Raw genomic sequence first — 21,964 nt, 5'->3', positions numbered from 1 at the left:
ACTTATTTTTAAAGTACTAGTATAGTATATGTTTTAAATAGAAAATAATTTATTATTAACTATTTATTTATAAAAAAAGTGCTATCTTTAATTAGATAGCACTTTAAAACTAAAATTTCGAACTAAACTTTTAAGAATTTTCTCATAGATAATATACTTCCTATAGAACCTATTAAAATTCCTCCTAATATAAATTCCCATATTAGAACTTTAAATATGTAACTACTTGATATAAGTGAAAATCCTAAAAATGCATTAGCGGATTTTGATTGTAATAGAGCATATCCACAAAATACAATTAGAATTGATAATAATGCTCCTATTACACCGAGTATTACACCTTCTATTATAAATGGCCATCTTATAAACCAATCAGTTGCTCCTACATATTTCATTATTCCAATTTCACGTTTCCTAGAAAATACTGTTATTTTTATAGTATTTCCTATAAGGAATAATGACACTAATATGAATACAGCAGACCCAATTAACCCAGCTATAGTAACTGAATTGGTTATCTTAGTTACTTGACTTATTAAGTCCCTAGCATCTTTAACTTTTTCTATTCCAGAAAGACTATCAATTGATTTTACAACATTATCTATAGCCTCTGGATTTTTAACTCTAACTATATATGAACTTGGAAATGGATTCTTTTTATCAAATCCAGCCATTAAAGATTTTTCTGTATCATCTAATTGATTTTTTACATTATCTAAAGCCTGATCTTTACTTTCAAGTCTTACTTCTACTACACCAGGTGTAGCCTTTAAAGTTTTTTCAAGCTTTTCTAGTTCTTCTTTTTTTATATCATCTTTCAAGTAAACTCTAGCTTCTACTTTAGAGCCTAATTCATCTACAGCTTTATTTACATTTACTATTACAAGAGATACTATACCAAATATAAAAAATGTAGCTGCAACAGTGGCAACGGATGCCATACTTAATGTTTTGTTTCTAATAATACTTTTAAATGAGTCTTTAAAAAAATATTTAACTGAATCAAGCTTCATATCCGTATTTACCCCTTTCCTCATCTCTTGCTACAGTTCCTTTTTCTATAGCTATAACTCTTTTCTTCATTGTATCAACAATATCTTTAGCATGAGTAGCCATAACAACTGTAGTTCCTGCTCTATTTATATCACTTATAATATCCATTATTTCTAATGAAGTCTCAGGATCTAAGTTTCCAGTAGGCTCGTCCGCAATTAAAAGTGCCGGACTATTAACAATAGCTCTAGCTATTGATATTCTTTGTTGCTCTCCCCCAGATAATTCATTTGGGAATGATTTATATTTTTTAGAAAGCCCTACCATAGATAATACTAGTGGTACTTTTTTATGTATTTCTTTATCAGATGCACCTATAACTCTTAATGCAAAGGCAACATTTTCATAAACATTTAGAGTTGGTATTAGCCTAAAGTCTTGGAAAACAACACCTATCTTCCTTCTGTAAAAAGGAATTTGCTTGCGTGTTACTTCTGTTAAATCAGTTCCATCTACCATTACTGATCCTGCAGTAGGATCAACCTCTTTTAATAGCATTTTTATAAAAGTTGATTTTCCCGATCCACTTGGTCCTACTAAAAAAACAAACTCACCTTTATTAATTTCTATATTTAAATTTGATAATGCTAAAACATTATTGTTATACACTTTCGTAACATTTTTAAATTCTATCATTTCCTAGTCTTCACACTCCTATCTTAATGAAAATAACAATCATTGGACTTTTATTCACTTCATTATAGCACAACTTTCTATTATATTGTTTAATAATAGAAAAAATTTTATCGAATTGCAATAGAAATAGGAAAAAAAATAGTGGCAAATATGTAAATCATATTCCACTATTTATATATCCTTTATACCTTATGCATTATTACATCTAATATTAATGAATAACTTAACACATATACACTTGTAGACAATATAGCTCCTATTAGGTTAAACTTTCCATAATACTCACGCCATTTATTTTGATGATTTAATGGTTCCATAGTACTTGGTTTCATAAAAGCAATTGCTGATATGGCTAGTCCAAAACACGAACACCAAATTCCAGTAAACATAATAAATTTAAACACTTCATTAAGTGATAGCTGTGTCTCTCCTAATAAACAATATAATACCCCAATTACAGCTCCTAATATAGCCATAATTAAATAAACTATAATCGATATCTTAAAACTTCTAAAAAGATCTTTAAGTATTAATCTTGTTTTTGATAATTTATTTTCATAATTCATCTTAGTCCCCCCAAATTGTAATTTACTGTTAATATATAAATAATTTTATCATAATATTGATAAATAAGAATCCAAAATTCAAACTTTTGTTTCACTATAGGGTTTCAAGTTAAATTTTAAACTTATTCATTTATCAAATGAGAAAACTCAAATTAATATTTTATCAATAACTAACAGATTGTTTTAGTTAAGAGTTAATAGTTAACAGTTATGGTTATTACTACTCACTTCGTTCCTAGTAATTCTCAACGTACCTTTTTTATAATTTTAAGTTATTTTATCATATTGTTTTGTAAAAGTCATTATTTTCTGTTAATTGAATAGTAATTTAACTTAATATATTAAAATTTTTCATCTTATAACCTTTATCCTTTAAAGTAATAAAATATTATTATAGAATATTATTATATTACCTTAAAATATTTATAATAAGGAGAATAAAATTCATGTCTATAATTGCTTTAATAATAGGAATTACTTTAATAATATATTTTCTATTAATAAACTTGCATTTTGGTAAAGTTTCTTTTAGTATAAATTTATTTATTTTAGGATTAATCCTAATTCTATATTACTATAATAAAGATTTTTTAATTAATACTACTATTTTTAAGATTTTGTATCCTTTTTTAATATTACTTTTTATACTATTTATTATTTTAGAAATTTTTATTATCTATTTTAGCCTTTCTAAAAATGTTTTACATTGCGATTATGTCTTAATTCTTGGCGCTGGTCTTAAAAATAACAAACCTAGCAAAACATTACAATATAGATTAGATTCTGCTATTTACTATGTTAACAATTATAATAATGAATGTAAAATAATCCTATCTGGTGGTGTAGGTTACAATGAAACCATTTCTGAATCCTTAGCAATGAAAACTTATTTAATTAATAGTGGAATTGATGAAAAGAGATTAATTTTAGAAGAAGAGTCTAAAAACACTTTTGAAAACCTAAAATATTCAAAAATTAAAATTCTAAATTATAACAATAATTTTTCCAAGGTAAAAATTAAAATAGTGACCAGTGACTTTCACTGTTTTAGAACCTATATATTAAGCAAAAAAAATAATTATAAAAATGTAACTTTTTATAATAGTGACAGCAATATATTGTTAAAACCTAACTATTTTACAAGAGAATTTTTTGCCATAGTAAAATCTATATTATTTTATTAATAAAAAAGGAAATGCTACATATATTATGTAGCATTTCTTTTTATTTAAATTTTTTATTTTAGTTCTAATCCTTTTTTTACAGCTTTAACTATTTCTTTTGCTGTCAATCCGTATTTTTCTAATAATTCAACAGGCTTACCACTTTCACCAAATGTATCTTTTACACCTACTCTTAAAACTGGAACTGGATATGATGAAGTAACTACTTCTGCAACCGCAGAACCTAATCCCCCAATAATACTATGCTCTTCAGCTGTAATAATTACTCCTGTTTCTTTTGCAGCATTTGAAATAGCTTCTACATCTATAGGTTTAATTGTATGTATGTTTAACACACTAGCTTTTATTCCTTCTTCACTTAAGATGTTAGCTGCTTCTAAAGCAGCATCAACCATTATTCCTGTTGCTACTATAGTTGCCTCTTTTCCTTCTCTTAATTTAATTGCTTTACCTATTTCAAATTTGTAATCTTCTTTTGTATTTATTTGTGGAACACCACTTCTTCCAAGTCTAACATAACAAGGACCATTATACTTAGCAACTGCTTCTATAGCAGCTTCTGCTTCTTTTGCATCACTAGGACTTATAACAACCATATTAGGTATACTTCTCATAAGTGCTATATCTTCAATAGCTTGATGTGACGCTCCATCTTCTCCAACAGTTAATCCAGCATGTGTTGCACAAACTTTAACATTTAACTTTGGATAGCATATAGAGTTTCTTATTTGTTCAAATCCTCTACCTGCTGCAAACATTGCAAATGTACTTACAAAAGGTATTTTGCCACAACTAGCTAATCCAGCTGCAACTGACATCATGTTTCCTTCTGCTATACCCATATTAAAGAATCTTTCTTCGCATACTTTTTTAAAATCTGCTGTTTTAGTTGATTTTGATAAATCTGCATCTAAAACAACTATATTTTCATTTTCTAAACCTATTTTTGCAAGTGTTTTTCCATATGCTTCTCTTGTAGCTATTTTACTCATTACTCTTCCCCTCCTATTTCTTTTAATGCTAAATCGCATTGTTCCTTACTAGGAGCTGATCCATGCCAACCTGCTTGGTTTTCCATAAATGATACGCCTTTACCTTTTACAGTCTTGCATACTATCATTGTAGGCTGTCCTTTAACAGTTTTTGCTTTTTCTATAGCTTCTTTTATAGCTTTTAAATCATGACCATCTTCTAAAACTAGTACATTCCATCCAAAAGCTTCAAATTTATCAGCTATTGGATTTGGATTCATAACTTTAGATATATCCCCATCTATTTGTAGTCCATTAAAATCTACAAATGCAGTTAAATTATCTAATTTATAATGAGCAGCACACATTGCAGCTTCCCACACTTGACCTTCTTGAAGCTCTCCATCACCTAAAACAGTATAGACTCTATAACTTTTTTCATCTATTTTTCCTGCCAAAGCCATTCCAACTGCTGTTGATACACCTTGACCTAAAGATCCTGTTGACATATCAACACCAGGAACATAGTTCATATTTGGATGTCCTTGAAGCATTGCTCCTGTTTTTCTTAAACTCATTAATTCTTCTTTTTCAAAAAATCCTTTTTCTGCTAACGTACTATATAGTACTGGAGCTGCATGACCTTTTGAAAGAACAAATCTATCCCTATTTGGGTCATGTATATTTTTAGGATCAATATTCATTTCATTAAAATATAAAGTAGTTAAAATTTCTACTGATGATAATGATCCACCTGGATGACCTGACGCTGACTCAGTTAACATTGTAACTATGTCTTTTCTTATTTCTTTAGCAATATTTTGTAATTGGTCTAGTGTTTTTTCCATACCAATACCTCCTAGATTATCTTCTATTAAATATTATAACAATTTTCTACCTTTTAACAACTATTTATATTTACAAATAGTAAACTAACCCTTTTATTATTTGCATATTAATTTATTTTAATATATAAAATACCACTTTAATTATAAAATAAGATTTCAAAAATACATTTTAACTTATACATAAAGGCTCTGACATGTTTATTTCAATTTATTTTACACATTTAATTTTTAATAAATACATTTCATAATCTATACTTAATATTTCTCACTTAATAAATTTTAATTAGAGTTTTTACCATTCTGGAATTATCCAAGTTTTGTGATAAAAATCTTTTCAAATTTCCAATCCTATATAAAAAAGCAGTTAAAATATAGAATATAATTACTATACTTAACTGCTTTTTATGTTATATAAACTTTAATTATTTTTATTTTTATGCTTCAAATCTAAACTAAGCATTAATGAAATATCAACCTTTTCCATATCCTCTTTAGTCATATGACCAATCTTTTCTTTTAACCTTCTTTTATCTAAGGTTCTTATTTGTTCTAATAAAACTACAGAATCTTTATTTAATCCATAGTCTTCTGAAGATATCTCAACATGAGTTGGAAGCTTAGCTTTATTAATTTGCGAGGTAATTGCTGCTACAATTACAGTAGGGCTATATCTATTCCCTATATCATTCTGAATAATTATAACAGGTCTCACACCTCCTTGTTCCGATCCAACAACTGGACTTAAATCTGCATAAAATATATCTCCTCTTTTCACAACAGTTGTCATTAGGCAATTCACTCTCCTAAAGCCTTGATTCATATTCTATGAAATCACAAACATCTTGTTCTAATCCCAATTCAGACATCTCTAAATTTATATCAGCCATTTCAATATATCCATTCTTCATACTTTCTATGAATTCTATTGAAAAATCGTCTTCTATATATAATATGATTGAATCGTCTATTGCTTCTTCTTTTTTTTCATAATCTGAGGTTAAATTGCTACTTATGTTTCTTAGTAAACTTTTAGAAATATCAACATTTAATTTCTTTGAATCTGACATGGAAATCAATACCTCCTAATATAACTAATAACAACCATTATGTACCGTTTTAATTATAATTGAATTAATGTCATAATGTCAAAGAAATTATTGGTTTCTTTTTACTTTATACAACAGTTTTTTACCAAATATGACAGTTATATTGTTATACATAGTTTCTAACCTTAATTACTTTTCCACCTTTTACATACACTCTAGGAACTCTTTTATTTACTGCACATATAACTTCATAATTTATAGTTCCTAAAAGTTTTGCTATATCATCGGCATCAAATTTATTTCCATGGTTGTCTTCACCTATTAGTATAACCTCATTTCCAACTTTTACACCTTCAATGTCAGTAACATCTATCATACATTGGTCCATGCATATACTTCCCACAACCGGAGCAAAATTTCCATTTACAATAACCTTGGCTTTATTAAAAAGTAATCTAGTATAACCATCTGCATATCCTACTGGTAAAGTAGCTATTACACTCTCTCTTTCTGTTGTAAACCTCCTACCATAGCTTATGTGTTTTTCTTTTGGTAAGTTTTTTAAATGTACTATATTAGATTTTAAAGCCATAACTGGTTTTAAATCCAACTTTTCTTTCATAACTTCATCTGATGGATAATATCCATATAAAATTATACCTGGTCTTACATAATCAAAATGACACTGTGGTAAATCCATAACAGCTGCACTATTGCTTATGTGTTTACTTTTTATGTTTACACCTAAATCCACTAACTCTTTATAAAAATCATTAAACTGGCTTAGTTGTTTTTCTGTATACTCCTTACACTGTTCATCTGCTGATGAAAAATGTGAGAATATGCCTTCTATTTCTATATTAGGAAGTTTACTTATATTAACTATATCCTCAATACTTTGCTTATTAGGTAAAAAACCTATACGTCCCATGCCTGTGTCTATTCCTATATGAATCTTAGCTATTTTATTTTTCTTTTTAGCCATATTCGATAGCTCTTTTGCAAATTCATAATTTATAACAGTTTGTTCAATATCATATTTTAATAATGTATCTATTAAGTTTGGTGGAGTAAAACCAAGAATCATTATTGGTGCGTCTATCCCCGACCTTCTAAGTTCTACCGCCTCACTTATTACTGCCACAGCTAATCTTTCAGCACCATTTTCTAAAAGTATAGGTGCTATATCAATAGCTCCATGACCGTAAGCATCTGCTTTTACAACAGCTATAATTCCTTTGCTTTTTGATACTCTTTTTATCTCTCTCATATTATGAGCAAGTTTATCTAAATTGATTTCTGCCCATACTGGTCTTAAATGCCTAAACATTTTTTTCACCTCACAGTAAATTTAACTATTCTAAGCTTATATAATACCTCTAGTTGGCTTTAATGTAACTATCTTTAGTTAATTTCGAAATTTTCAATTTCTTTTAGCTTTAAAAATTTGTCATAAGTACATACTAATCTTATATTTTCTTTTTCATCTAAAATGTGATATTCTCGTGGCAAACCATTTTTAATATCTATATACATTACGCCTTTATATATATTTCTATTATAACCAGGTAATAATAAACTAATAGTTAAATACTGCTTATCGTTTAATTCCTTGTTTTCTATGACTACTTCATTGCTTGTATTAATAAGATCAATAAATTCATTTACAAATAATCCTTTTAATACTTCATCAAATCCGTCTGGTAAATCATATTTGTTACCATTATTATTATCTTTAACATGTATCCCCTTATCATCATATGTAAAACATCTATTTTCCCCTAGCTTAATTTGTCCCCCTTTTTCTCTTATGTAGATTTGATTTCCATCATAGGTAATATTTTGCTTTGCATTTTTAATATCTATCTTTATATTTGCAGTATATCCATTAATATTTTTCAAATTTTCAATCATTTCTTCGTATCCTAAAGACTTTTGTGGCTTGAATTTAAAAAATATTACAGATATTATTACTATTATAAAAAATGCTACAATCATTAATAGTGTATTTTTCTTTATAATCCTCACTTAATACCCCCTATTAAAATTAATACACTACTATATTATTATGCAATTACCAATACTATAACTTATTTATAAATTTTATATGTTTTTATGTTAATTGCTTAATATCTCTTCTCTAAAGTCGTCCTTACTTTCTAAAAGCATTTTTATACCATAAGGTAAAAATTCAATTATATGTGTTGCATTTACACAAAACATATCTTTTGATAAGACATCTCCACAAAACCCATGAATGTAAGCAGACATATATGTTGCCTTAAATGGTTCATAGCCTTGAGCTATGAAAGATGCTATAATTCCCGTCAGTGTATCCCCCATTCCCCCTGATGCCATAGCACTATTTCCTGTAGAGTTTATATACACTTCATCACCATTGGTAATTATTGTTTCATATCCCTTTAATAGTAATATAATATTATGTATTTTAGCAAATTCCTTGCATGTTTTTACTTTATCCTCTTTTATCTCATCTATTGTTAACCCTGTCAATCTGGACATTTCCCCAAGATGAGGCGTTAAAACGATTTCATTATTTTTCATCTCTAATAATTCAAGATTTCCTTGTAATACATTTAATCCATCTGCATCAATAACTAAAGGACATTCACTTTTAGTTACAATTTCTTTTAATATATTAAAAGTTAAACTATTATTCCCCATACCTGGACCTAACGCTATTACATTACTTTTTACCACTAAATTATTTATCTTGTCAGTTTGTTCATAATTAATAGTCATAGCTTCAGTAAGCTTAATACTCATAATCCCCTGTACTGCTTTATGCGTACATAATGTTACAAGACCTGCACCACTTTTTACTGCTGCTTCTGTAGCAAGGTATGCTGCCCCACTAAACCCTTTAGATCCAGCTATAACTAAAACCCTTCCATAATCCCCTTTATGACCATCTATCTCTCGTTCTACAAAACAACCACTAATAAGATTACTATCTAATCTTTTAGATTTTAAATGTATACTATGTAAATTGGATATTATCGTGTTTTTTATATCCTTTAACCCACCACTCACTTTAGTTCACCTCCAGTATGGCATAGGCTACTGCATTGTCCTCTCCATGAGATATACTTAAATGAATTTTGTATTGTCCATGTTTTTTTGCAACTTCATTAGCCTTTTCTTTTAATGTAACCATTGGTTTACCTAACTCATCATTTAGTATTACTAAATCTTTTAATCCAAATTGTCTAAATCCAGTTCCTAAAGCTTTAGATATAGCTTCTTTTGCTGCAAATCTTCCTGCTATGTACTGAAAATTTATAGGTTTTTTAGCTATAAATTCTAATTCTTCATCACTTAAAATTTTTCTTATAAAATTGCTATTTCTTTCAATTGCACTTTTAATTCTTCTTATTTCCACTATATCTACACCAATGCCTACAATCAAGTTCTTCCCTCCTTTCTATCTACCAAAAATTGTACTTTTTTTATTATATTATCACAAATTTGAATTTTATAGTAGATATCTTCTATATTTTAAATTACATTTTATGTATTTTAGTATTTTAAATTCATACTTTTATACTAAAATAAGGGAGAAGTCTCCCTTATTTTTGTTTAAACATATATAAATCAACTAATAGATTAAAATATGCATCTATTAGTTGATTTAATATGCCTTTTATTTATGAAACTGCTACTTTTAAATTTTTATTTTTTATAGCTTCGTCAAAATCATTAACATAATTGTCTACATATTCACCTATAACATCTATTAAGTGAATAGGTGAAACTATATTGTTATTTAAAAGTTCTATTATTTCAGTTACTTTTTCTTTTTTAGGACTTACATATCTAACAAAATCCTTATAATTTGAGACAACTTGTCCCTTAATCATATCTTTTCTTTCCACTTCTATTCCATATGCTTTTAATGAATTGCATTTTTCATTATTCTTAAAATTGTAATCACTTTCTAAAAGTTTATACACATACTCATACTTTACATTATCAATCTCAACTACATTTTTTAAACTTTCAACTATAACCACTGAATACAACCCCCTCAAAAACTAACGCTCTATATGAAATGATTTTATCACTTAAGTTAAAAAAATTATGTCATTTAATGTAGTGTAGATTTTTATTTTCTCCCTTTTAATTGACACATTAATGTTTCTATTGATATATATTATAACTCTGATATAATATTTATTGATTAACTCTTAGTCTTTTTTAGATTATTTTGTCGAAATTGACTAATTTTGTAGAAACTTTTTTGTACTATCAAATTTACCTTTTTGTACAAGCTTCACCCTACCTTTTTGTAAACTCCTTACACCTTTTTGTAAATTTATTACTTTTCTAGTTGTTCCTTTACATTTGCATAGTCTTCTTTTATCTTTTTTAGTTCCTCCTCTGGTATATGATGATTGGAAAATTTAGCCTCATTATATATGTTAGTCATATCTTCTAAACCCTCCATATTATCAAATTTTAAATTTACTACATTCTTTAATTGAGTAGCTGTCATGTAATTTTTAAAAATACCTACTTTATTTGCAATTTTTTCAAATTTTTTATAAGTATAAAAAATCTCTTCTTTTACTGATTTTCTTATTTTTAAAAACTCTTTTATTTTTTTTAACTTACTTTTTTTATTTCTATTTTCTTTTTTTATATTTTCTACATATTCTATATAATTTTTATCTACTTTCTTTTTAAGTATGTGTATTTTACTAAACATTTTATAAACAATTACTATAGTTAAAATTGCAAATAAAAATTTCACTACTATATCTAATCCACTATTAACTGGTATATTATTATCAAATATATTTTTTATTTCATTAGAAACCTTTTGATTCTGAAACAAGTTCAAATCTTCTATTGAACCATCATTTTTCAGTATTATATTTCTTAAATTTCTTACCACAAATTCAACTAAAACGCCTACAACTTTGCTAATGAAACCTATTATACCTATAACTAATGACCAAATTACATTTAATAATTTAGAAAATGTAATATTAATAAACTTCATTACAGGATCTAAACTCATTATAATAATTACTGCTACAATAGATAAATTAAAATATTTAGCTTTTTCATTAAATATATTATTTTCATACCTTAAAAGTTCTCTAAATGTGATAATCATTAATGCCAAATAAAAAATATATGCTCGAAATGAATATGCTACTATATTTTTCCACAAGAAAATATTTGCCAACCACAAAATTAATAAAGATAATAACATAATATAAATAAATGTTTTTCTAGTATCAATATATGTTATTGGCTCATCTATTTTTTCTAAGTTAAACAAATATATTACTATAAAGTATATAGCTACAATTATATAGCTACTATCATTAATTAAAAATCTTAAAATTAGTAGTGTAACTAAAAATGGAATAAATATAGCTAATTTTTTATTATAATTTCTATCAATACATATTAATGCACATACAGTTGTTGCTATTGTAAATAATATTAAATAATATGATAAGTTTTTATCTATTAATATGTTTGAAATTAAGTTGCCTAATAAGAAATACATAATGTTTAATGTGGCCATATATAATAATTTTACCTGTCTAAACCAACTCATACTCTTCCCCCCTTAAATGAGAGTCTTTCTATGCCTGGTATATTTAACACACTAGCTGATTGAGATATATCAATTATTTTTATGTTTACATTTTTCTTAACTATATCAGATAGTATTTTGCAACTTTCCTCATCTAAATAGGGCGTTATTATTACGTAAGTACAATTATTATAGAAGTTTTTAATATTTTGCTTTAAATAGTCTACAAATTTTTTTTTCGCTGAGTAATCAATTCGTGCACACATTTCCATTATTTTTCCGAAACTATTTAGTTCTGGTTTTATCTGTGATGGATAATTTTCAACATAGGATAATAATTGTGCATTGGTCCATGCTCCTGTAGGTATACCTTCTTTTAATGCTTTATTAGAAAATGCTCCTAGCAACCTTATCCCCTCTTCTATAACGCTCTTTTGTATATTCTGCCAAGCCTTTTCAGCACATTGAACATTAAATATTATGACTAGTTCTCTTTCAGATGTAAAATCATAATCTTTAACCATTAGCTTACTCATTTTTAGACTTGATTTCCAATGTATATCTTTCATCCTATCTTCTACATTATATTCTCTTATCCCTTTAATATATAATGGATCCTTTTGAATCCATCTTCTAACAGTATCATTTCCATTAAAATTGGTTATATCAAAATTATAATCTCCTAATGGATTAATTCTAGGATAAATTAATATTTCTATATAGTCCTCAATTTCTTTAACACTGGTATTTAATCCAAAAAAGTCTCCTATTGTCACCTTCATATTTTTTATTAAATAAGTTCCTCTTTTACCACACAAAGTATAAGTTCTAACTTTTCTTTTATAAGATCCTATACTATAACTACTGTTATGCCATAAAACTTGACCTTCCTTAAAATTTAAGTTCTCTCCATAGTAATTAATACCTTCTGGAATATTTTCTGCAATATTTAAAAAGGCAATCGGTAATTTTTTATTATTTTCTATAATAATAGATATATTAAATTTTTCATCTTCTATTATTTTATTTTTCTGTACTTTTCTAAAAATATTTAAATTTTCAAAGCCATTTTGTCTTGTAATATATGCTAAATAAACACACACAGTAGCAAATAAAAACATAAATACATATAATGAAATCATATTTATCAACTCCTAAATAGTTTCTATTGGAGTTTTTACTGTACTTAATATTAAGTTTATTACGTTATTTGCTTTATCCTTTTCTACATTTATTTCGCTTTTTAAAACAATTCTATGAGCCATCACCGATACAGCTAACGCCTTTACGTCTTCCGGAATCACATAATCCCTTCCACTTATTGCTGCATAAGCCTGACATCCTTTCATCAATCCTAGAGTAACTCTAGGACTACACCCCAATTCTATATCCGTATTATTTCTAGTTGCCACTACAATATTTAATATATAATCTTTAATTTCATCACTTATATGAACTTTACAATAGTTGTTTTGAACATATTTTATTTCTTCTAATGTTATAACAGATTTTAATGTATCAAGTGGATCACTTTCCATAAATCTTTCCATCATACTTTTTTCTTCATTATAATTCGGATATCCCATAGAAATTTTCATGAAAAATCTATCTAGTTGGGCTTCTGGTAGTGGAAATGTGCCAAATTGCTCTATTGGATTTTGAGTTGCAATTACAAAAAATGGCTCATCTAATTTTATTGTATTTCCTTCAACAGTTACTTGTCTTTCTTCCATACACTCTAATAAAGCCGACTGAGTTCTTGGTGTTGCCCTATTTATCTCATCAGCTAAAACTATCTGACTTAAAAGAGGACCCTTTCTAAATTCAAACTCCTGATCCTTCTGGTTATAGAAGTAAATACCTGTTAAGTCTGATGGCAATAAATCAGGCGTAAATTGTATTCTTTTAAATGTACATCCCATAGTTTTAGATAAACTTCTAGCAAGTTTAGTTTTTCCAAGTCCAGGAACATCTTCTAAAAGCACATGCCCCGAAGTTATAAAAGCTACTATAATTTTATCTATATTTTCTTCTTTTCCAACTATAACCTTTCCTACATTTTCTTTTACTTTTTTTTTAAATTCTCCAAATACTTTAATATCCATAAATACTCCCCCCAAGGCTGCATATCTTAAATAAATGAACTATATAAATTGGTTTAATTGAAATTAACTTTAATTTAATTCATATCTTTCTAACATATAAATATTTAATCCATTTCATGAATAAAATTAACGAAATTTTAAATTTTATATAATTCATTTATTTAAATATTTTATATTTTAAAACTATATGCTAATATTATATATTTTATCTTCTGTATTTAAAACCCTTTATTTATACATAAAAAATAAATGTCTATAGGTTGAACCTACAGACATTTATTTTCTATACTATACTTTCTTCAACTTTTTTAGTGTTCATAAATTGAAACTCATCTGCAATAACTTCAGATATATATTTTTTCTGACCGTCATTGTTTTCAAAACTTCTAGTTTGCAATCTTCCAGTAACACTTATAAGATTATTTTTATCTAAATATTCACATATTATCTCTGCTTTTTTCCCCCATAAAACTACTGGAATAAAATCCACACTTTTTTCTCCACTTGCTGTTTTATATGGTCTGTCTACTGCTAACATTATTCTTGTAAAAACTTTATTGTTTTTTTCATCAACAACTCTAATTTCTGGTTTTTTAGTTAACCTTCCTACTAAAACAATCCTATTCATAAAACACCCTCCATTTAACAATATCCTGTTTTAAGAATTTTTAAGTTCTGACATTCATAAAACTTAACTTTAACTTTTTAAAATTCTATCCAATATTTTATTTTTTAATCAAAGGTGTAATTAATTTATAGTATTAAATTTTAGTTGTATATATCTGAAAATTCAATTTTTATTCTTTCTACATTATTACTTTTATTATCCTCTATTAATTTAGATTGTAAAAATGTAGGATCTTTTTTAGATAATCTATTAGGCAGACTAACCACAAATTCACTTCCAACTCCTACTTTACTCTCAACTCTAATTTTACCGCCATGAGCATCGACTAATGCTTTAACCAATGATAACCCTATTCCGCTACCTTCATAAGTTCTTGTAAACAGTGGAGAACTTTGAACAAATCTTTCAAAAATTCTTTCCTGCATTTCTTCTGGAATTCCCACTCCATTATCCTTAACAGATATTTCTATAAAATCACCACTATCATATATATTAACCCAAATAGTTCCGTTTTCATTTGAACATTTAATTGCATTAGAGAGTAAATTTAACATTATCCTTTCCATGTTTTCTCTATCAACACCGATTATTTTTTCTTCTATTTCTGTATCAAAAATCAATTTTAAATTTTTACTTTCAATATGTTCTACTGTGGACATTGTTATATCTTCAACTATTTTTACAATATCATAATTTCCAAAGTTCATTTTCAAATGTCCTACATCTATCCTACTTATATCTATTAAATTATTTATTAATCTTAATAATCTGTAACAATTTTGCGTTACAACTTGCAAGTATCTTTTGCCTGTAATGGAATCTATATTTTCATTGCCTCTCTTCTTTAATTCAAATAATTGAACTATACTAAGTATTATATTTAGTGGCGTTTTTAATTCATGTGATATATTAGCTATAAATTCTGTTTTTAACCTATCATATTTTAGTGCTTGTTTTAATTTAAATTTGTCTCGTTCTGCATTTTTTCTTTCAGTTATATCACACATAACTAATATAGCCGACAAATTATTCTCAAATAAGAACGGAGATGCGCCTAGTTCTATATCTAGTTCTTTTCCATCTTTTCTTAACAGTTTCATTTCTGTAAATTCTACTTGCTTTAATTCACCAAATATATTCTTTTGCATATTTTTTATTATTTTTTTATCTTCATCTTTTATATATTGTGCTAAATCATTATTTAACGTATCTTGTATTGTTTTTTCTCCCAACATAGTTGCAAAACTATCATTTGAAAAGGTAATTTTATTATTATTTACTATTGCTACCCCATAAGGTAAAAATTCAAGTAACTTTTTATAATACTCTTCATTTCTTACTAAACTTTCTTCAATTTTAACTCTTTTACTGATATCTTTTGCTATTAATACACTAAATTCATCTTCATCTTCAAAAAATGACATAAAGCAAACATCAACATAAATTTGTTTTCCTTTAAAAGTTTTTAGCTTTACCTGAGATACTGGTAATGCATTATAATAGTAATATTCATTTTCAAAAATATTTTTACTATAATTTTTTTCCTTAGCTTCAAGATTAACTACCTCATAAAATTCTTTTCCTATAATCTCTGATGCATCACTTATACTTAGTAAATGCTGTGCTGCCTTATTTGCAAATATGATTTTTTTATCCTTTTTTATCATTATTATATTGGGTGAATATAATAGAACTTTATTTACCATTTCGGAATTAATAACAGCATTTATATCAGACTCTTTTTGTATACATCTTCTATGAATTTTAAAATAATCTGAAATAAATTCTTCCCCTTTAATCATACCATATCCATTTAGATGGCACTTATTTGCTATAGGTTTTTTTTCAACTGAAATCAGTAAAACTGGATTTTTATTGTATATTGAATCATTAATAATAATTTTAAAGCAATACTCTTTTTCATCTTTAGATTTAACTTGTATTTTAAAATCACCCATATTTTTAAAATTCTTTAAATATTCATAGCTTAATATTTCTATATATTCATTGTATAGTTCATCTTTTTCTTTCAATTCATTCATTAACTTTTTAAAACTTTTATTTTTATATAAAACATTGTTTTTTTTAGATAAAATACATATTGGATTATTTAAGTTTTCTAAAAAGAACATATCTTCATCTTTTATAATCATACTTTTTGGTTATAGAAAACTTTAAATAAGTTATAAAATAAATGTTTTTCCCCCCATTAATTCTTATATATAATATTTATTTTTTAACATTCTTATTTTAATAAGTTTTCTTATAACCCCTACCCCCCTATACCATTTTATATTCTCTTGATACTTAACCTTATAATCTATATATTTCTAAGTGTTTTTCGTTGTATATCTATAGAGTTCAAAATTTTAATTCAAACTTATACTTTTATCAAGTGAGAGTTTTTTAGTTTAAATAAAACACATATTAGTGTATACTTCTGTTAATTGCTATCCTCTTTTCTCCTAATAATATTAAATATACCTTATCATAAAAACAGTAGCTTCCTATACTATTACAATTTACAAAGCAAATTATCTATAAGTTGAAAATCATTTAGACTACTATAGTAACAAATTTCTCTCTTAGTTTATTTTTTAAGAACTCTTTTGAAAATAAAAATATTATGAATAGATTAATTATTTAGTAATTAATTTTAAATTTAGCTTATATTTATATAGTAATAAAGCAATACTTAAAATATGTATTTTAATAATTAACTAACTCCATTATTATTTTACAATATTTTCTTAATATTTTAATAAATTTTTTACTACTTTTTTCAACAAAATTCATGGTATTTATCGACTTTAATATATAATCAAATTATTATTGATTCATAATTAACAATAATTTAACTTAAGTTGTAACTTAATTGAAAAAAACTTATGTATAATATTAAGATATGTATAATTTTTAATGGTTCTTACAAAACTACATAGAATCGAGGGATTACGAAATGAAAAAAAAGACAAAAACCATAACTCTAATTATATTATCCATCATAGGTGTTCTTATAATTTTTTCTAGTGTTTATGGATATTCTTTACTAAATAAAATTAAAACTGTTGAATTTACAAAAGATAAAAAAGAATTGGGTATATCAACTTCTGATAGTGATGATAAATCAATAGATGATGTAAAGGCAACTAATGGAATAGTGAATATTGCTGTTTTTGGAATAGATAATAGATCTATCAATGAAAATGGACGTTCTGACGCCATGTTAATACTTACACTTGATACTACTAGAAATAAAATTAAACTTTCATCACTTATGCGAGATAGTTATGTAAATATTGATGGTCATGGTTACGAAAAACTAAATCATGCATATGCATATGGTGGTCCTTTATTAGCTGTAAAAACTATAAATCAAACTTTTAATTTAGATATAGAAAATTATATTACTGTTAATTTTGAATCTGTTATAGATATAATTGATTACTTTGGTGGTGTAAATCTTACTATCACTGAAGAGGAGAGAAATTTAATAAATAATTATCAGTATGAAGCTGCTGAAATAACAGGAAAGCCTATCCAACCACTAAATTCTTCTGGTGAAGTAACATTAACTGGTATCCAAGCACTTTCATATACAAGAATAAGAGAAATAGGTAATGGAGACTTTGAAAGAACCGAACGTCAAAGAGAAGTTTGTGAATTATTGATAGAAAAAGCATTGAATATGGGCTTAACAGATATTCCTGGTGCTATTTCTTCTCTTGCAGAAATGGTAACTACTAGTCTATCTAAAAGCGAAATGCTTACCTTAGGTAAATCTGCATTAAATTCTATATCCTCTTTTGATGAACAGCGTTTCCCATTGGATGGCTACTGCGATAGAAAGGTAGTCAATGGTGTTTGGTATTTAAGTTTTGATGAAGCTGAAACGGCTAAACAAATTCATGACTATATATATAATGATATAACACCAACACCTAAAGATCCTTTATTCTAAATAAAAAACTATGAGATTTTCTAAAAATTTCATAGTTTTTATTTCTTTATATAATTATTAAATATTATAATTATTAAAATCTAAATCACTTAAATAGTCTTTCAAACTATTTTTTATATCATTATTTCTTAGGGCAAATTCTATATTAGCTTTTAAAAAACCTAATTTATCACCAATATCATATCTTTTTCCAATAAACTTATATGCATAAACTGATTCTTTTTTAGAAAGTTCATTTAATGCGTCAGTTAATTGTATTTCATTATTTTTAGAAGGTTTTATATTTTCTAATATACTAAAAATTTCAGGCGTTATGATATATCTTCCTAATATAGCAATATTGCTAGGAGCTACTTCTATACATGGCTTTTCTATTAAACTTTTAACTTTGTACAATCTATCATTTTCTATATCGCCATCTACTATTCCATACTTATACACTTCATCTTTTTCAACATTTTGAACACCTAAAATTGTAGATTTTTTTTCATTAAATTGATTTATTAGTTGTTTTATACAAGGTTCTTTACTATAAACAATATCATCTCCTAACAGCACTGCAAATGGTTCATCTTTTATAAATGACTTTGCACATAATATTGCATGCCCTAATCCTTTAGGCTCTTTTTGCCTTATATAATGTATATTAGCCATATTGGTTATATCATTTATCTCATTCAATAACATTCTTTTATTATTTTTTTTCAAATTTATCTCCAGTTCCAAAGCTCTATCAAAATGATCTTCTATCGCCTTCTTATTATGACCTGTTATTATAAGTATATCTTTAATTCCAGCATCTACTATTTCTTCTACTATATATTGTATCGTTGGTTTATCTAATATAGGTAGCATCTCTTTTGCTATAGCTTTGGTAACGGGTAGAAATCTAGTACCAAGACCTGCCGCTGGTATAACAGCCTTTGTAATTTTCACTTTTTATCTCTCCTTACTCATCATACACTAACTTCTATAAGGCTTAAGTTCCCTATTATACAATATTCACCTAAAGAAGATGGAATCATTACTAATTCACCTAAATTTATAGTTTCTGTACCCTCCATATAAGTTATTACTCCCTTGCCACTAACACATATATATACATTAAATCCATCTTTATTACTTGTTCTTAGTAAGTTCTTGTTTATATCATACCTTTTTATAGAAAAAGATTTAAAATCGCCAAATTCATAACAAATATTACTTTTAATTATTTTTTTCTTAGGAATAATCTTTTCACATTTTAATTTTTCATTTATTACTTTAGTAGCTTTATTTATGTGTAGTTCTCTACCTCTATTATAGTCATACACCCTATAAGTTAAGTCACTACTTTCTTGTATTTCAAGAAGGGTTATTCCTTTACCTATTCCATGTATTAAACCTGCCTCTATATAATAAAGCTCATTTTCCTTAGGTTGTGTATAATTTAAGTGATTTTCTAATTTTCCATTAACTATTTTTTCTTTAATATCATGTTTTTCAACATCATTTAATCCTGTAATTATTTTTCCATTATTTTTAACTTTTAATATATACCATGCTTCTGACTTTCCATTGTCATTTTCAAAATTTTCAGCATATACATCATCTGGATGAACTTGAATAGAAAGATTATCATTAGCAGTAATAAATTTGATTAATATGGGAAATTTATCTTCTGATATATCTTTACCTATTATATTTTTTTTATTTTCTTTTATTAGTTCTTTTAATTTTATTCCTTTATATTTTCCATTGCTTATTATACTTTCACCATTAGGATGACAGGACAATTCCCAAGACTCACCAATGTTACCTTCTGGAGCATCTTTTTTTATACTTTCAATATCTCTTCCACCCCAAATTTTATTAAAATATATAGGGAAAAATTTCAATGGATACATATACTCCTCCTCAAACCATCACTATAAGAATTTAATATTTAAAATATTATATAGGGAAACAAATTCTCATTTAAATTTATACATCAATTTTTTTATTTTAATTGAAACCATTAACCATATATACTTTTTAGTTACCTTAAAAATCTCTAATTTTTATAACAATAATAGCTTAGAACATTAATTTGAATCCCTATATTTTAAATCCCATATATTATATATTTATGAGTAATATCTATTTTTTATATTTAAATATAAAAAAAAGACTATCAAATCTTATGAAATGCACATCAATGCACATAAGTTTGATAGTCTCTTCTGTATATTACTTATAATATTTAATAATATTTAATAATATTTAATTTTTTTTATTCTTTTATTCTTGTCACTATAGAATCCGCACTTTAATTCTTTTTCATGGCGCAATATTGCATTTAACTCTCCCCCTAATAAGATTATTATAGATGTAATATATAGCCATAACATTAAAACTATTATAACTCCTATTGTTCCATATACTGATGAATAATTACTAAAATTATTTACATAAAAAGAAAATACATAACTTGACACTAACCATCCAACCGTTGTAAATACAGCTCCTGGTACTACCTCACCCCAACTCAACTTTCTTGCTGGTATAAGACGGTACATCGCAGCAAAAACAAATATCATTGACGACAATGCCACTGGATACCTAATTAAATTAATATAATCAAATAGTGCCCATTCTAAATCTAACCAATTTTTTAAGCCATTACTTATTGCCTCTCCAAATACTAAAAATGCCAAAACAAACATAATAACTCCTATAAGACCAATCATAAATACTATAGACATTAAAATAATATTAATATAATTTCTTTTTTCTTTCGTTTCATATGCTCTATTCAAACCATACATTATTGCTCTAAAACCTCTTGAAGCTGTGTACAATGTAAATATTAATGAAAATGATAATAATTCGCTATTTCTAGTTTGCAAAACACTCCTTACAGTGTTTTCCACTAGCATATATGCTTCATTTGGCATAACTGTTTTTAATGCTATCAAAACCTCCGTTGGCTCTAAAGAACTATGACCTAATAATGTAAGTAAAAATATTAAAAATGGGAAAAATGATAATAACATATCATAAGCAAGTTGTGATGCTAATGCAGATATATTATGTTGCTTATATTTTACAACCATCTTTAATATATAATCCGTTATACACATGTATTCTTTTTTCACCGTCCTTTTATTTGGTATGTATTCAATAATACTATCAAGTATTTACTATGCTTAAAATCTTTAAAATTTATACAAATTTTTTAAATTTAATCATCTACATACATTTTTATAATATAGGGTTCCAAGCATGTGCGTAAAGCTAAGCCACCTTATTCCAATAAAATATTTTTCTTTTAAGCTTTTAATACATTATGTAATAATAAAGATTTTAAATAAGCTATTCATTGAAAATTGATTTAGAAACTCTTATAGATTTTTGTTTGATTTTTTTGACC

At 26.2% G+C, this 21,964-nt stretch carries 22 protein-coding genes; 2 read left to right on the top strand and 20 right to left on the bottom strand.

The features are described from left to right. Positions 1–122: 122 nt before the first annotated feature. The 3 genes from ftsX to ACYUE0_RS05495 form a co-directional block, all read right to left on the bottom strand. Positions 123–1,013, bottom strand: a complete 891-nt coding sequence (gene ftsX, locus ACYUE0_RS05505; RefSeq protein WP_061996103.1) for a permease-like cell division protein FtsX — start codon at positions 1,011–1,013, stop codon at positions 123–125. Continuing rightward, positions 1,003–1,689 (bottom strand): cell division ATP-binding protein FtsE, encoded by a 687-nt coding sequence (gene ftsE / locus ACYUE0_RS05500; protein ID WP_061996104.1) that lies wholly within the window; start codon positions 1,687–1,689, stop codon positions 1,003–1,005. Before ftsE ends, ftsX begins: the two co-directional genes overlap by 11 nt. A gap of 182 nt (positions 1,690–1,871) precedes the next feature. Continuing rightward, positions 1,872–2,255 (bottom strand): hypothetical protein, encoded by a 384-nt coding sequence (locus ACYUE0_RS05495; protein WP_460269792.1) that lies wholly within the window; start codon positions 2,253–2,255, stop codon positions 1,872–1,874. 446 nt (positions 2,256–2,701) lie between these two features. On the opposite strand from ACYUE0_RS05495, the gene ACYUE0_RS05490 reads away from it, so the two are divergent. Then, positions 2,702–3,439, top strand: coding sequence for a YdcF family protein (locus ACYUE0_RS05490; protein ID WP_460269791.1), 738 nt, complete (start codon positions 2,702–2,704; stop codon positions 3,437–3,439). A 53-nt stretch (positions 3,440–3,492) separates the two neighbouring features. Here ACYUE0_RS05490 and ACYUE0_RS05485 read toward each other — a convergent pair whose 3' ends face one another. The 14 genes from ACYUE0_RS05485 to ACYUE0_RS05420 form a co-directional block, all read right to left on the bottom strand. Then, a complete protein-coding gene (locus ACYUE0_RS05485) occupies positions 3,493–4,431 on the bottom strand; it encodes a transketolase family protein (protein WP_460269790.1) in 939 nt (312 codons plus the stop codon). Next, positions 4,431–5,258, bottom strand: a complete 828-nt coding sequence (locus tag ACYUE0_RS05480; RefSeq protein WP_061996107.1) for a transketolase — start codon at positions 5,256–5,258, stop codon at positions 4,431–4,433. The genes ACYUE0_RS05485 and ACYUE0_RS05480 overlap by 1 nt, the downstream gene beginning before the upstream one ends. A gap of 418 nt (positions 5,259–5,676) precedes the next feature. Beyond that, positions 5,677–6,045, bottom strand: coding sequence for a type II toxin-antitoxin system PemK/MazF family toxin (locus ACYUE0_RS05475; protein WP_010294745.1), 369 nt, complete (start codon positions 6,043–6,045; stop codon positions 5,677–5,679). Positions 6,046–6,061: 16 nt separating this feature from the next. Beyond that, on the bottom strand, positions 6,062–6,325 hold the full coding sequence (locus ACYUE0_RS05470; protein ID WP_061996108.1) for a hypothetical protein: 264 nt from the start codon (positions 6,323–6,325) through the stop codon (positions 6,062–6,064). 145 nt (positions 6,326–6,470) lie between these two features. After that, positions 6,471–7,634 (bottom strand): alanine racemase, encoded by a 1,164-nt coding sequence (gene alr, locus ACYUE0_RS05465; protein ID WP_460269788.1) that lies wholly within the window; start codon positions 7,632–7,634, stop codon positions 6,471–6,473. A gap of 74 nt (positions 7,635–7,708) precedes the next feature. Beyond that, the gene (locus tag ACYUE0_RS05460; protein WP_061996110.1) at positions 7,709–8,332 is read right to left on the bottom strand and encodes a germination lipoprotein GerS-related protein; all 624 of its coding nucleotides are present in this window, start codon (positions 8,330–8,332) and stop codon (positions 7,709–7,711) included. Positions 8,333–8,422: 90 nt separating this feature from the next. After that, positions 8,423–9,358: an NAD(P)H-hydrate dehydratase gene (locus ACYUE0_RS05455; RefSeq protein ID WP_460269787.1), complete on the bottom strand. Its 936-nt coding sequence runs from the start codon at positions 9,356–9,358 to the stop codon at positions 8,423–8,425. A 1-nt stretch (position 9,359) separates the two neighbouring features. Continuing rightward, positions 9,360–9,734 (bottom strand): holo-ACP synthase, encoded by a 375-nt coding sequence (gene acpS, locus ACYUE0_RS05450; RefSeq protein WP_199869584.1) that lies wholly within the window; start codon positions 9,732–9,734, stop codon positions 9,360–9,362. A gap of 238 nt (positions 9,735–9,972) precedes the next feature. After that, positions 9,973–10,338: a DUF6514 family protein gene (locus tag ACYUE0_RS05445; protein ID WP_061996113.1), complete on the bottom strand. Its 366-nt coding sequence runs from the start codon at positions 10,336–10,338 to the stop codon at positions 9,973–9,975. A 305-nt stretch (positions 10,339–10,643) separates the two neighbouring features. Continuing rightward, a complete protein-coding gene (locus tag ACYUE0_RS05440; protein ID WP_460269786.1) occupies positions 10,644–11,900 on the bottom strand; it encodes a hypothetical protein in 1,257 nt (418 codons plus the stop codon). Then, positions 11,897–13,021 (bottom strand): DUF58 domain-containing protein, encoded by a 1,125-nt coding sequence (locus tag ACYUE0_RS05435; RefSeq protein ID WP_199869586.1) that lies wholly within the window; start codon positions 13,019–13,021, stop codon positions 11,897–11,899. Before ACYUE0_RS05435 ends, ACYUE0_RS05440 begins: the two co-directional genes overlap by 4 nt. A 12-nt stretch (positions 13,022–13,033) precedes the next feature. Continuing rightward, positions 13,034–13,984 carry an AAA family ATPase gene (locus ACYUE0_RS05430; RefSeq protein ID WP_199869587.1) on the bottom strand — a complete coding sequence of 317 codons (951 nt, stop codon included), beginning with the start codon at positions 13,982–13,984 and terminating at the stop codon, positions 13,034–13,036. Positions 13,985–14,267: 283 nt separating this feature from the next. Further along, on the bottom strand, positions 14,268–14,612 hold the full coding sequence (locus tag ACYUE0_RS05425; RefSeq protein WP_061996117.1) for a single-stranded DNA-binding protein: 345 nt from the start codon (positions 14,610–14,612) through the stop codon (positions 14,268–14,270). A gap of 140 nt (positions 14,613–14,752) precedes the next feature. Beyond that, positions 14,753–16,744 carry a sensor histidine kinase gene (locus ACYUE0_RS05420; protein ID WP_460269785.1) on the bottom strand — a complete coding sequence of 664 codons (1,992 nt, stop codon included), beginning with the start codon at positions 16,742–16,744 and terminating at the stop codon, positions 14,753–14,755. Positions 16,745–17,571: 827 nt separating this feature from the next. Between ACYUE0_RS05420 and ACYUE0_RS05415 the strand changes: the two genes are divergently transcribed. Continuing rightward, on the top strand, positions 17,572–18,573 hold the full coding sequence (locus tag ACYUE0_RS05415) for an LCP family protein (RefSeq protein WP_460269784.1): 1,002 nt from the start codon (positions 17,572–17,574) through the stop codon (positions 18,571–18,573). Positions 18,574–18,630: 57 nt separating this feature from the next. On the opposite strand, the gene galU is transcribed toward ACYUE0_RS05415, so the two are convergent. From galU to ACYUE0_RS05400, 3 genes are all read right to left on the bottom strand, one after another. Beyond that, complete coding sequence (gene galU, locus ACYUE0_RS05410; protein ID WP_460269783.1) at positions 18,631–19,509, bottom strand: UTP--glucose-1-phosphate uridylyltransferase GalU; 879 nt, start codon at positions 19,507–19,509, stop codon at positions 18,631–18,633. Between the two features lie 20 nt (positions 19,510–19,529). Continuing rightward, positions 19,530–20,459, bottom strand: a complete 930-nt coding sequence (locus ACYUE0_RS05405) for a type I phosphomannose isomerase catalytic subunit (RefSeq protein WP_460269781.1) — start codon at positions 20,457–20,459, stop codon at positions 19,530–19,532. 345 nt (positions 20,460–20,804) lie between these two features. After that, positions 20,805–21,674 carry a YihY/virulence factor BrkB family protein gene (locus ACYUE0_RS05400; protein WP_061996122.1) on the bottom strand — a complete coding sequence of 290 codons (870 nt, stop codon included), beginning with the start codon at positions 21,672–21,674 and terminating at the stop codon, positions 20,805–20,807. Positions 21,675–21,964: the final 290 nt, after the last annotated feature.

Source organism: Clostridium sp. CTA-19, from assembly GCF_054767855.1.
Note: the sequence above shows the minus strand (reverse complement) of the source record. Positions and strands in the feature narration are given on the sequence as shown.

Bases quoted from the DNA above. Each gene is read 5' to 3' on its own strand.
- ACYUE0_RS05495 (WP_460269792.1), bottom strand. From the start codon at position 2,255: ATGAATTATGAAAATAAATTATCAAAAACAAGATTAATACTTAAAGAT.
- ACYUE0_RS05430 (WP_199869587.1), bottom strand. From the start codon at position 13,984: ATGGATATTAAAGTATTTGGAGAATTTAAAAAAAAAGTAAAAGAAAAT.
- ACYUE0_RS05440 (WP_460269786.1), bottom strand. From the start codon at position 11,900: ATGAGTTGGTTTAGACAGGTAAAATTATTATATATGGCCACATTAAAC.
- ACYUE0_RS05435 (WP_199869586.1), bottom strand. From the start codon at position 13,021: ATGATTTCATTATATGTATTTATGTTTTTATTTGCTACTGTGTGTGTT.
- ftsX (WP_061996103.1), bottom strand. From the start codon at position 1,013: ATGAAGCTTGATTCAGTTAAATATTTTTTTAAAGACTCATTTAAAAGT.
- ACYUE0_RS05405 (WP_460269781.1), bottom strand. From the start codon at position 20,459: ATGTATCCATTGAAATTTTTCCCTATATATTTTAATAAAATTTGGGGT.
- ACYUE0_RS05485 (WP_460269790.1), bottom strand. From the start codon at position 4,431: ATGAGTAAAATAGCTACAAGAGAAGCATATGGAAAAACACTTGCAAAA.
- alr (WP_460269788.1), bottom strand. From the start codon at position 7,634: ATGTTTAGGCATTTAAGACCAGTATGGGCAGAAATCAATTTAGATAAA.
- ACYUE0_RS05470 (WP_061996108.1), bottom strand. From the start codon at position 6,325: ATGTCAGATTCAAAGAAATTAAATGTTGATATTTCTAAAAGTTTACTA.
- ACYUE0_RS05415 (WP_460269784.1), top strand. From the start codon at position 17,572: ATGAAAAAAAAGACAAAAACCATAACTCTAATTATATTATCCATCATA.
- ACYUE0_RS05490 (WP_460269791.1), top strand. From the start codon at position 2,702: ATGTCTATAATTGCTTTAATAATAGGAATTACTTTAATAATATATTTT.
- ACYUE0_RS05425 (WP_061996117.1), bottom strand. From the start codon at position 14,612: ATGAATAGGATTGTTTTAGTAGGAAGGTTAACTAAAAAACCAGAAATT.
- ACYUE0_RS05480 (WP_061996107.1), bottom strand. From the start codon at position 5,258: ATGGAAAAAACACTAGACCAATTACAAAATATTGCTAAAGAAATAAGA.
- ftsE (WP_061996104.1), bottom strand. From the start codon at position 1,689: ATGATAGAATTTAAAAATGTTACGAAAGTGTATAACAATAATGTTTTA.
- ACYUE0_RS05420 (WP_460269785.1), bottom strand. From the start codon at position 16,744: ATGTTCTTTTTAGAAAACTTAAATAATCCAATATGTATTTTATCTAAA.
- ACYUE0_RS05475 (WP_010294745.1), bottom strand. From the start codon at position 6,045: ATGACAACTGTTGTGAAAAGAGGAGATATATTTTATGCAGATTTAAGT.
- ACYUE0_RS05400 (WP_061996122.1), bottom strand. From the start codon at position 21,674: ATGTGTATAACGGATTATATATTAAAGATGGTTGTAAAATATAAGCAA.